Source organism: Campylobacter concisus (genome assembly GCF_902460875.1).
Classification (GTDB): Bacteria; Campylobacterota; Campylobacteria; order Campylobacterales; family Campylobacteraceae; genus Campylobacter_A; species Campylobacter_A concisus_AA.
In genome coordinates this window covers 129,817-140,839 of the sequence record NZ_CABPVR010000010.1, presented here as the reverse complement: position 1 = coordinate 140,839, position 11,023 = coordinate 129,817, and the positions used below count along the sequence as shown (strand labels likewise).

Annotated in this window: 10 protein-coding genes; all 10 read left to right on the top strand. The window is 40.7% G+C overall.

Annotated features, from left to right (window positions below; all coding sequences use genetic code 11):
* Positions 1-213: 213 nt before the first annotated feature.
* The 10 genes from F3H01_RS07885 to F3H01_RS07840 all read left to right on the top strand — a co-directional run bounded on the left by F3H01_RS07885 (position 214) and on the right by F3H01_RS07840 (position 11,015).
* Positions 214-2,226: a TonB-dependent receptor domain-containing protein gene (locus tag F3H01_RS07885; RefSeq protein WP_149725401.1), complete on the top strand. Its 2,013-nt coding sequence runs from the start codon at positions 214-216 to the stop codon at positions 2,224-2,226.
* 125 nt (positions 2,227-2,351) lie between these two features.
* Entirely contained in the window at positions 2,352-3,698 is a 1,347-nt protein-coding gene (locus tag F3H01_RS07880; RefSeq protein ID WP_149725400.1) for an FAD-dependent oxidoreductase, read from the top strand.
* Positions 3,699-3,736: 38 nt separating this feature from the next.
* Positions 3,737-4,414: a DUF4272 domain-containing protein gene (locus F3H01_RS07875; RefSeq protein ID WP_223155394.1), complete on the top strand. Its 678-nt coding sequence runs from the start codon at positions 3,737-3,739 to the stop codon at positions 4,412-4,414.
* Between the two features lie 45 nt (positions 4,415-4,459).
* Complete coding sequence (locus tag F3H01_RS07870) at positions 4,460-5,518, top strand: NAD-dependent epimerase (protein WP_149725398.1); 1,059 nt, start codon at positions 4,460-4,462, stop codon at positions 5,516-5,518.
* A gap of 9 nt (positions 5,519-5,527) precedes the next feature.
* Positions 5,528-6,106 (top strand): DNA-3-methyladenine glycosylase I, encoded by a 579-nt coding sequence (locus F3H01_RS07865; RefSeq protein ID WP_149725397.1) that lies wholly within the window; start codon positions 5,528-5,530, stop codon positions 6,104-6,106.
* Positions 6,106-6,954: a DNA ligase gene (locus F3H01_RS07860; protein ID WP_149725403.1), complete on the top strand. Its 849-nt coding sequence runs from the start codon at positions 6,106-6,108 to the stop codon at positions 6,952-6,954. The genes F3H01_RS07865 and F3H01_RS07860 overlap by 1 nt, the downstream gene beginning before the upstream one ends.
* Positions 6,955-7,034: 80 nt before the next feature.
* Positions 7,035-8,018, top strand: coding sequence for a UDP-glucose 4-epimerase GalE (galE, locus tag F3H01_RS07855; protein WP_149725396.1), 984 nt, complete (start codon positions 7,035-7,037; stop codon positions 8,016-8,018).
* 8 nt (positions 8,019-8,026) lie between these two features.
* A complete protein-coding gene (locus F3H01_RS07850) occupies positions 8,027-9,349 on the top strand; it encodes a UDP-glucose dehydrogenase family protein (RefSeq protein ID WP_149725395.1) in 1,323 nt (440 codons plus the stop codon).
* Positions 9,346-9,786: an ecotin family protein gene (locus tag F3H01_RS07845; RefSeq protein ID WP_149725394.1), complete on the top strand. Its 441-nt coding sequence runs from the start codon at positions 9,346-9,348 to the stop codon at positions 9,784-9,786. The genes F3H01_RS07850 and F3H01_RS07845 overlap by 4 nt, the downstream gene beginning before the upstream one ends.
* Positions 9,783-11,015 carry a nucleotide sugar dehydrogenase gene (locus F3H01_RS07840; RefSeq protein ID WP_149725393.1) on the top strand — a complete coding sequence of 411 codons (1,233 nt, stop codon included), beginning with the start codon at positions 9,783-9,785 and terminating at the stop codon, positions 11,013-11,015. Before F3H01_RS07845 ends, F3H01_RS07840 begins: the two co-directional genes overlap by 4 nt.
* Positions 11,016-11,023: the final 8 nt, after the last annotated feature.

Below are 11,023 nucleotides of genomic sequence, written 5' to 3'. Positions count from 1 at the left end.
CCTTATTTACTATCTTGATAAAATTATATAATTTTGTCCTTTATCTCAATATTTAATTAATTTATTAGATAATTAAAATTTAAAAATAGTTTATATTTTTGCCAAAAAAATCAAAAATTTATCCAAAATTTATACTTAAAATTATAATATTCAATCTCAAAATTATGCTATAAAATTAAAATAGTAATTTTAATAACCAAAATAGGAGAAAATATGAGATTTAAAAGCTTATTTAAACTCTCTCTTGCAGCAAGCATAGCAGTTTGTGCAAATGGGGCAGACGAGAGCGTATTAAGCGGAGTTGAGGTAACAAGTAGCAGTGGCGGATACGGCGTTGATGATATCAAAATTTCAACTAGAAACGCTGGCCTAGTAAAAGACGTGATGAGAGATATTCCTGGTGTTTATGTTGGCGGAACAAACGGCATGAATCAAAAAATTTACATGAGGGGCGTGAGCGACCGTGGTCTAAATATCACGATAGATGGCGCGAAGCAAAACGGAAATACATTTCACCACAACGCCGACTTGCTTATAGATCCGGATCTTATAAAAGCTGTTGATGTCGAGGTTGGCTCAAGATCAGTGGTAAACGGCTCAGGTGCACTTGGCGGTTCGGTCGCCTTTAAAACGGTTGACGCAAAAGACTTGTTAGAAAGTGGTGAGATCATCGGTGCAAAGATAAAGACAGGCTACGCCTCAAATAACAGCGAATTTTCTCAAGGTCTTATGATCTTTACTGCACCAGTTGAGGGGCTTGACTTTATAGCTGCGATAAATCACAAAGGCTATGACTACGGCAAAAGCGGTAATAACAGAAGGATAGGTGGTGACGGAAATGACCTTAGCTATCTTTTAAAGCTTGGTTATAGCTTCCTTGACGCGCATAGAATTTCTATCTCAAGAGAGCACAATGAATTTAAGGGCATGTATCCTATGAGAGCCGAGTTTGGCAGCTGGTACACTGGTCAATTCCCTGTTGATAACCGAAAATATGAGCGCGATACGACAACACTAAAATACGAGTATAAACCAAGTGATCTTCTAAATTTAGATGTAACAGTATACAACACCGAGCACAAAAAAGATGACCCAGTCTTAAAAATTTTAGGCGTAAAGACAAACGGCATAAATGCAAAGGCTAAGAGTATAGTCGAGACCGGCGCTTTGACGCAGACGCTTAGATACGGCGCTGAGTTTTACCAAAGTAAAAATTTTAACAAGCCAAATAATCACTATCCTGAAAAGGTAAATAACTACTCAATCTATGCAGAAGATGCGCTAAATTTTAGTTCGTTAACTGTTACTCCAGGCATCAGATACACCCATCACGAGCTAAAAAGCTACGATGGTAGAGCCGGAAATGTAAAGAGCTACACTTATAAATACAATGAATTTACCCCAGCGCTTGCGCTTGACTATGAGATACTTAAAGGTCTTAACGCTTTTGCAAGCTATGCAAGAGTCTTTAGAGGACCTGATGTAATGGAGTCTATGTATGCTAGTAGAGCAAAAAATTTTGAAGCAAATAAAAAGCTAAAAGCAACGACTGGTAATAGCTATGAAACCGGTCTTAAATATCATGGCGACATAAATGAAGATAGCTCATATAGCCTCTCTGCAAAATACTTCATGACAAAATATAAAAACTTAATCGTAGATAATGGCTCTTATGTGACTGGAACGCCGCCAAATAGAATAACTATATCCAGACGTATAAACGCTGGTGGGGCTGATATAAGTGGTATCGAGTTACTTGCAAGGCTAAATTTAGACGCACTAAGCCTAGCTGCTAGCTATACTCACCAAAAGGTAAAATATAAAGATAGAGTTGTAAACACAGAAAGGGGCGGATATTACACTTCAAATATCATCGGCTACCGAGATCAGGGCGACAAATATACATTTAATGCAGAGTATGCATTTTCTAGCATTGATACGCTAATAGGCTACAATCTAATCTACTTCGCTTCAAAAAATACCATATCAGCTAGCGATAATGAAAATGCCAAGATACCAAGCTATGCAGTTAGCGATATCTACGCTAGCTATACGCCAAGTAGCGGTAAATTTAAGGGACTTGAGATAAATGCTGGAATTTACAACCTCTTTAATAAAACTTATGCTTCACAGTCTCAAAGAATGGCTGATTATACAGGCAATCCAGACTATGTGGACTGGGAGCCAGGTAGAAATTTCAAAGTAAACGTATCTTATAAATTTTAACTTCAAGGCAAGGTGAGAGCCTTGCCAAATTTCTCTTTTATATAAAATTCTAGCTTTTCCACTATGCTGTTTGTTTTAAAATTAATATAGTATCATTTTGGCGACTAAACTTTTTGGGAGAAAAAATGAGGCAGAAGCACTTTGAAGTGGTAATTGTCGGAGCAGGCATTAGTGGGACGGCGCTCTTTTATGAGTTGGCTGCATTTAGTGATATAAAAAAGGTCGCACTTTTAGAAAAATATGACGGCGTAGCTACTCTAAATTCAAACGGCAAAGGCAACTCACAAACCATTCATTGTGGCGATATCGAGACAAACTACACACTGGAAAAAGCAAAAAAAGTCTCTCGTGTGGCAAATATGCCAGTAAAATATGCTCTAAAATACAATCTTGATGGCAAGTATATGTTCGCTCATCAAAAGATGGCACTAGCTATCGGAGATGCCGAAGTAGAGCGCATGAAAGAGCGATATGAGAGTTTTATAGAGCTTTTTCCTTACCTTGAAATTTATGACAAAGAGAAGTTAAAACAAATCGAGCCAAACGTCGTTTTTGATGCAAATGGCAATGAGAGGCCAGAAAACATCATCGCCATAGGCACGCAAAATGGGCAGTTTACGACGATGGACTTTGGTGGCTTAGCAAACTCACTTGTGCAAAATGCACTAAATTTAGGCGCAGATGGCTACGAGATCAGCCTAAACTCAGAAGTAACTGATATAAAAAAGGCGGGCGATACATTTCACATAAAGATAAATGATGGCGAGGTGATCACTGCAAACTACGTTGTAGTAGATGCTGGAGGACATTCGCTATTTTTGGCTCACAAAATGGGTTATGGGCTTCATCTTAGCACATTGCCTGTTGCTGGAAGCTTTTACTTTGCAAAAAAACGCCTGCTAAATGGCAAAGTCTATATGGTACAAAACGATAAGCTGCCATTTGCCGCTCTTCACGGCGACCCAGACATCCTAGCTAATGGAAACACTCGCTTTGGACCAACAGCTCTAGTCATACCAAAACTAGAGAGATACCACGGCTGTTCAAGCTTTTTTGACTTTTGTAAATGCCTAAAATTTGATAAAAATGTCTTTGAAGTCTTTACAAATCTCTTAAAAGATAGCGATATCAGATCTTATATTTTAAGAAATTTCTTATTTGAAGTGCCATTTATCAATAAAAAAGAATTTGTAAAAGACGCTAGAAAGATCGTACCAAGCCTAAGTGAAAACGATCTGAGCTATGCTGTAAATTTTGGCGGCGTAAGGCCACAAGTTATCGACCGTAATAAAAAGTGCCTTGAGCTTGGCGAGGGCAAGATAGGCACAGGAGAGGGTATAAGTTTTAACATGACTCCAAGTCCTGGGGCTACTAGTTGCTTTGAAATAGCAAGAACTGATATGATCGAAGCCTGTAAATTTTTAGGTAAAAATTTTAACGAAGAGAAATTTAACGCTGAGTTTTTTGGGTAAAAATGGGAGTGTTTGATATTTTTAAAAAAGGTGCGGATATGCCAAAAACAGCACAACAAAGAAAAGATGAGAGCATAAAAATTTTAAAAAAAGAGGGTGTGGCTGTGCTTGAGAGTCTGCCACTAAGGTATGACAATAGTGAAGTTACGCCAAGAAGCGTTGATGAGATCATTGCTCGTGCGGTTTGTTCATTTACAGCGATTATGTGTGCTTGTACGATCCGCGACAATGGCCACCTAAGTGAAGATGAGATAGCCTGGGCTAAAGACTTTTTGGGCGATTTCTATGGTGATCTAAGTGTAAAAGAAAAAGAGGTCGTAGAAGGCAGGGCTGATATAAATTTGGCCGTAAATATGGGCTGGAAGTATGAGTCGCTTTGGATCTTGCTTTGGGCGCTTGGCATAGCTGAAGATATTGGAGAGATGGATAAAATTTGCGACTGTGAGTTTGTGATGGATGTCTTTAGAGAGGGCGGACTCAAAAACCGCTCAAAACTTCGCAGTTTGGATGAAATTTTAAGCAAGCTTGACCTAGTTTATCGCTACCACTGGGCGTGTGTAGATGCAAGGATAAATGGCAAAAAGGTTGCCGGACTTGACGAAGAGGTCGTTATGGAGAGGCGTGCAGGGCTTGAGTGGCTATGTTGCAAAGGGCAAGAAAATGATGACATAAAGGCCGAATTTAACACATGGGACCACCCTGATCTAAATACGTAAATTTACATTTTTGCACTAAAATAAGCCAAAAGTGAAAGGAAAAATATGAAAATTTTAGTAACTGGAACGGCGGGATTTATCGGATTTCATTTGGCAAACGCCCTAGTAAAAAGGGGCGATGAGGTCGTTGGATATGACGTGATAAACGACTACTACGACGTAAATTTAAAGCTTGCACGCCTAAAAACGGCAGGCTTTGACACGAGCGATATAGACTATGGCAAGCTTATCGTCTCAAAAACGCATCCGAATTTAAAATTTATAAAAGCAGATCTCGCCGACGAAAAGACGATGAAAGAGCTTTTTGCTAAAGAGAAATTTGACGTAGTGGTAAATTTAGCCGCACAAGCAGGCGTTCGCTACTCGCTCATAAACCCAAAAGCCTACATCGACAGCAACGTCACGGGATTTATGAACATCCTAGAGTGCTGCCGTCATAATGAGATCAAAAATTTAGTTTATGCAAGCTCTAGTTCGGTTTATGGCCTAAATGAGAACATGCCTTTTTCTACGCACGAGGCGGTAAATCACCCTATAAGCCTCTATGCAGCGACCAAAAAGAGTAACGAGATGATGGCGCACACTTATAGCCACCTATTTAACGTGCCAACGACTGGACTTCGCTTTTTTACGGTTTATGGACCATGGGGACGCCCTGATATGGCGCTATTTTTGTTTGTTGATGCTGCACTTAAAGATAAGAGCATCGACGTCTTTAACTACGGCAAGATGAAGCGCGACTTTACCTACGTGGACGACATCGTAAAGGGCATCATCAAGTGCATAGATAACCCTGCTAAGCCAAATCCAAATTGGGACGCAAAGCACCCAGACCCTGCCACTTCAAAAGCGCCGTTTAAGGTCTATAATATCGGTAACAACAGCCCAGTTGAGCTCATGGACTACATTAAGGCAGTTGAGATAAAGATCGGCCGCGAGATCAAGAAAAATTTTCTCCCACTTCAAGCAGGCGACGTGCCAGCGACATTTGCAGACGTGAGCGACTTGGTGGCTGACTTTGACTACAAGCCAAATACAAAGGTAAATGACGGCGTGGCTAAATTTGTTGAGTGGTATTGCGAGTTTTACGGAGTTGAGATTTAAGGGACGCAAATGAGGCGATGTGAATGGGCAAAAGGCGAGCTTGATATAGCTTACCACGATAACGAATGGGGCAAAGTCGTAAAAGATGATAGAAAATTTTTTGAAATGATAGTTCTGGAAGGCTTTCAGGCGGGACTTTCGTGGCATGGAGTGCTTCAAAAAAGAGAGGCCATGAGAGAGGCGTTTGATGGCTTTGATCCAGAGAAGATCAAGCTTTACGGCGAGGCTGAAATAGCGAAATTTATGCAAAATGAGAGGTTGATTCGCAACAGATTAAAACTAAAATCGCTTTCTGCAAACGCCCTTGCATTTTTATCAGTAACCAAAGAATTTGGCAGCTTTTATGACTATTTGTGGGGATATTTGTTAAGAAAATTTGATCCCAAATTTGACGGCAAGCAGATCATAAATCACTATCAAGATATCAAACAAGTGCCAACCACTACGCCGATGTCTGACTTTGTGGCAAAGGAGCTAAAAAAGCGAGGGTTTAAATTTCTAGGCTCTGTTAGCACCTATGCATTTTTGCAAAGTGTGGGCGTTGTAGATGATCATATGGATTATTGTTTTTGCAAGGCAAAAGCTTGATTAGAATAATTTTTGCGGTTTTAGTCCTTTTAAATTTTGCATTTTCTCTTGATTTATTGCGCCTTAGCGAGTATAAAGATCAAAATGTCAGTGGCTGGCTAGCTAGCGAGAAGCTTGATGGCGTGCGTGCCTACTGGGACGGAGAGAATTTACTCTCAAGACAGGGCAAAAAGCTAAATGCACCGCTAAGTTTTACTAAAAATTTTCCTAAATTTGCGCTCGATGGCGAACTTTACGCAAAGGAGCTTAAATTTGAAGAAATTCAAGCGACCGTGATGGATAAGTTGCCCGATGAAAAAGCGTGGGACAGGCTTAAATTTCACATTTTCGACGTGCCTGAGGCAAGTGGTAGCTTGCTTGATAGGCTTGAAGTTTTGGCTAAATTTCTAAAAAATGAGCCAAATCACAATTTAATCATAATAAAACAGATAAAAATGCGAGATAACGCTCAATTTTTGAAATTTACTGAAAGTATCATCGCAAAAGGCGGCGAGGGAGCAGTGGTGCGTGAGCCAAATGCACCGTACGAGCGAAAAAGAAGCAAAAATGCACTTAAATTTAAGAAATTTAAAGATGCCGAGTGTGAAGTGACCGCTATAAATAAAGGTAGCGGCAAATACGCAAAATTTGCTGGCTCGCTTACCTGCAAAGCGCTTGGTGGCAAGCAGGGTGAAGAAAAAGCTGGTGAACCAAAATCTGGCGCTATCTTTAAAATAGGATCGGGACTAAGCGATGAAAAGCGCCAAAATCCCCCAAAGATAGGTTCTATCATCACATATAAATTTCAAAATTTAACAGCCAACGGCAAGCCAAGATTTCCAATATTTTTAAGGGTTAGAGAGGATTAAAATTTATTCAAAAGCCTTGCTTTACTTTTGCTTTACTCTATTTTTGATAAAATTAACCACTTTTTATGAAAGGCTTAAACTTGAAGATTTTAATAACAGGTGGTGCTGGATACATCGGCAGCCACGTAGTAAAAGCACTTTTAAAACAAGGCAAGGATGAGATAACCATTATCGACAATCTCTGCAAGGGCTCACAAAAAGCACTTGAGGCACTCCAAAAAATCGGAAATTTTAAATTTATAAACGCAAATCTAGAAGATGATCTAAGTGAAATTTTTGCTAATGGCAAATTTGATGCGATCATCCATTTTGCAGCGTTTATCGAGGTTTTTGAGAGCATGAGCGAGCCACTAAAATACTATCTAAACAACACCGCAAACGTTGCGAGGGTGCTAAGATACGCAAAAACTTATAATATAAATAAATTTATATTTAGCTCAACTGCCGCAGTTTACGGCGAGCCAGATGTGGCAGAGGTTAGCGAAACAACGCCTACAAACCCAATAAATCCATACGGCAGAAGTAAGCTTATGAGCGAGCAGATCATCAAAGACTACGCCGCTTCAAATGAAAATTTCAAATTTGCGATTTTGCGCTACTTTAACGTGGCAGGCGCGGACGAGGAGGGGCTTATCGGTCAAAACTATCCAAACGCCACGCACCTTATCAAAGTGGCCGTTCAAACAGCACTTGGCAAGCGCGAGAGCATGGGTATCTTTGGTGATGACTACGCGACAAAAGATGGCACATGCGTAAGAGACTACATCCACGTTAGCGACCTAGCAGACGCCCACATAAGCGCACTGGAGTATATCGGCCAAAATGGCAGCGAAACTTTTAACGTGGGATATGGCATGGGATTTAGCGTAAAAGAGGTCATCGAGACCGCAAAAAAAGTAAGTGGAGTAAATTTTAAAGTGCTAAATGCGCCAAGAAGGGACGGCGACCCAGCTATCCTTATCTCAAACGCAAGCAAACTACGCTCGCTAACAAGCTGGAAGCCAAAAAGAGACGATCTAGCGCTCATCATAAAAACCGCCCTTGAGTGGGAAAAGAGAATTTAAGGATAAGCATGAAAATAGCAGTAATTGGAACCGGATACGTTGGACTAGTAAGTGGTGCATGCTTCGCTAAGATGGGCAACAGCGTGATCTGCGTCGATGTCGATAACAAAAAGATCGAGGCGCTAAAAAATGGCATCGTGCCCATATATGAGCCAGGGCTTGCTGATATCGTGAGCGAGTGCTACAAAAATGGCTCGCTTAAATTTAGCACGCAGATAACTGAGGCGCTAGAGCATGCAGATGTGCTATTTATCGCGGTTGGCACGCCTATGGGCGCTGATGGACAGGCGGATTTAAAATATGTCCTATCAGTTGCGAAATCGATCGGAGAAAATTTAAGCAAACCGCTAATCGTAGTCGATAAATCAACCGTTCCAGTGGGCACTGGAGCTAAGGTGCATGAGGTGATCGAGGCTGAGCTTAAAAAGAGAAATGTAGAGGTTAAATTTGAAGTCGTTTCAAACCCAGAGTTTTTAAAAGAGGGCGCTGCGGTTGAGGATTTTTTAAAGCCAGATCGCGTGGTTATCGGAGCTAGTAGTGAGTGGGGCTTTAGCGTGATGAGAGAGCTTTATGAGCCATTTATGAAAAATCACGACAGGCTCATTTGCATGGACGTAAAGTCAGCCGAGATGACAAAATACGCTGCAAATTCGATGCTGGCAACAAAGATAAGCTTCATAAACGAGATAGCAAATATTTGTGAACGCGTGGGTGCTGATGTAAATTTGGTGCGAAAAGGTATCGGCAGCGACTCAAGGATCGGTTATAGCTTCATCTATCCAGGTTGTGGATACGGTGGCAGCTGCTTTCCAAAAGACGTCGAGGCACTCATCTACACAGCTAGGCAAAATGGATTTGAGCCAGAGCTTTTAAGTGCGGTTGAGTCAAGAAATAAGGCTCAAAAAAGAGTTCTGTTTGATAAAATTTATAACTTCTTTGGTGGCGATCTAAAGGGCAAGACGATTGCGCTTTGGGGGCTTGCGTTTAAGCCAAACACAGACGATATGCGCGAGGCTAGCTCGCTAACTTTGATAAAGCTTTTGGATGAAGCTGGCGCAAAAGTGGTCGCTTACGATCCAAAAGCGAGCGAAGAAGCTAAAAAATATATGCCAAATTTAGATATAAAATACGCTAAAAATAAATATGACGCGCTTAATAACGCCGATGCTATGGTGCTTGTGACTGAGTGGAGTGAGTTTAGATCGCCTGATTTTATGGAGATCAAAGAGAGGCTAAAAAATGCCGTTATTTTTGATGGACGCAACCAATACAACGCTAAAATTTTAGCCGAGCATGGATTTAAGTATTTTCAAATCGGAGTAAAGGCATGAGAAAATTTTTACTTTTTATCGTAGCTTGCGTGCTTCCGTTTGCGCTTTTTGCAGGCGAAAACGCGCCAAAAACCGAGGAAAATATTTTTGAGCTACCTATCTCAAAGATGCCGCCTGATTATTTTAAATACGAAGTCGCATTTTTTAAAGAGATAGAAATCGACTGCAACTTTGCCTTTTTACTCGGTGGAAAGCTTAAAGAAAAAGAGGATGCACACGGGATTTATTACGAATTTAGCGGTGGTGACGAGCTAGCGCAAACGATGATGCTCTGTAAGGACGGAAAGAAAAAGAGGCAGGTTTATTACGAATTCACTAAAATTTTACCAGGCGTTAGCCCTATTAGAATCATAACTCCAAAAGGTGTAAGTGCGGAAATAAGAATGTATGAACGCGTAAAAAAGATAGAAGCAAAAAAGAAAGGAAAAAATAAATGAAAATAGCAGTAGTAGGACTTGGATATGTGGGACTTCCACTTGCAGCAGCTTTTAGCGAAAAGTACGAAGTAGTAGGCTTTGATGTAAATGCAAAACGTATAGAAGAGCTTAAAAGTGGCTATGATAGAACGCTTGAACTTAGTAACGAACAGATGAAAAAAGCGATCGATAATGGCATGAAATTTAGTCTAAATTTAGATGATATTAGAAGTTGCAACTTCTTCATCGTGACCGTTCCAACTCCGATAGATAAAAACAAGCGCCCTGATCTAACTCCAGTCGTAAAAGCAACCGAGAGCGTGGCAAAAGTGCTTAAAAAAGGCGACATCGTTGTCTATGAAAGCACCGTTTATCCAGGCGTTACAGAGGAGATTTGCGTGCCACTTCTTGAAAAAAGTGGGCTTAAATTTAACAAAGATTTCTTCTGCGGCTACTCTCCAGAGCGCATAAACCCAGGTGACAAAGAGCATACTGTAACTAAGATCAAAAAGATCACAAGTGGCTCAACTCCAGAGATCGCTGACAAGGTCGATGAAATTTACCGCTCTATCATTACAGCCGGCACTCACAAAGCTTCAAGCATCAAAGTAGCCGAGGCTGCAAAGGTCATCGAAAACACTCAGCGTGATATAAACATCGCCTTTATAAACGAGCTTGCGATGCTTTTTGAAAAGCTTCATATCAACACCATTGACGTTTTAGAGGCTGCAGGTACTAAGTGGAATTTCTTAAATTTCCGCCCAGGTCTAGTTGGTGGACACTGCATCGGCGTAGATCCATACTACCTAACTCACAAAGCTCAAGAGGTAGGCTACAACCCTGAAATGATCCTAGCAGGTCGCCGCATCAACGATGATATGGGCAGATACGCAGCCGATCAAGTGATAAAACTAATGATAAGAAAAGGCGTGCTTATCAACAAAGCTCGCGTGCTTGTTCTTGGCATGACATTTAAAGAGAACTGCCCAGATATAAGAAATTCTCGCGTTATAGACGTGGTTGATGAGCTAAAAGATTTTGGCTGCAAGGTCGATGTGACCGATCCTTGGGCTGATAGCACTGAGGTAAAACACGAGTACGGCTTTGATCTAGTGAAAGAGTATAACCTAAACGACTACGACTGCATCGTGATCGCCGTAGCTCATAATGAGTTTAAAAAGCTAAATTTAAAAGGCCATTTAGTTTATGATATAAAAAATATCTACCCAGAGGCTGACGCTAGGCTGTAAGGAATTTA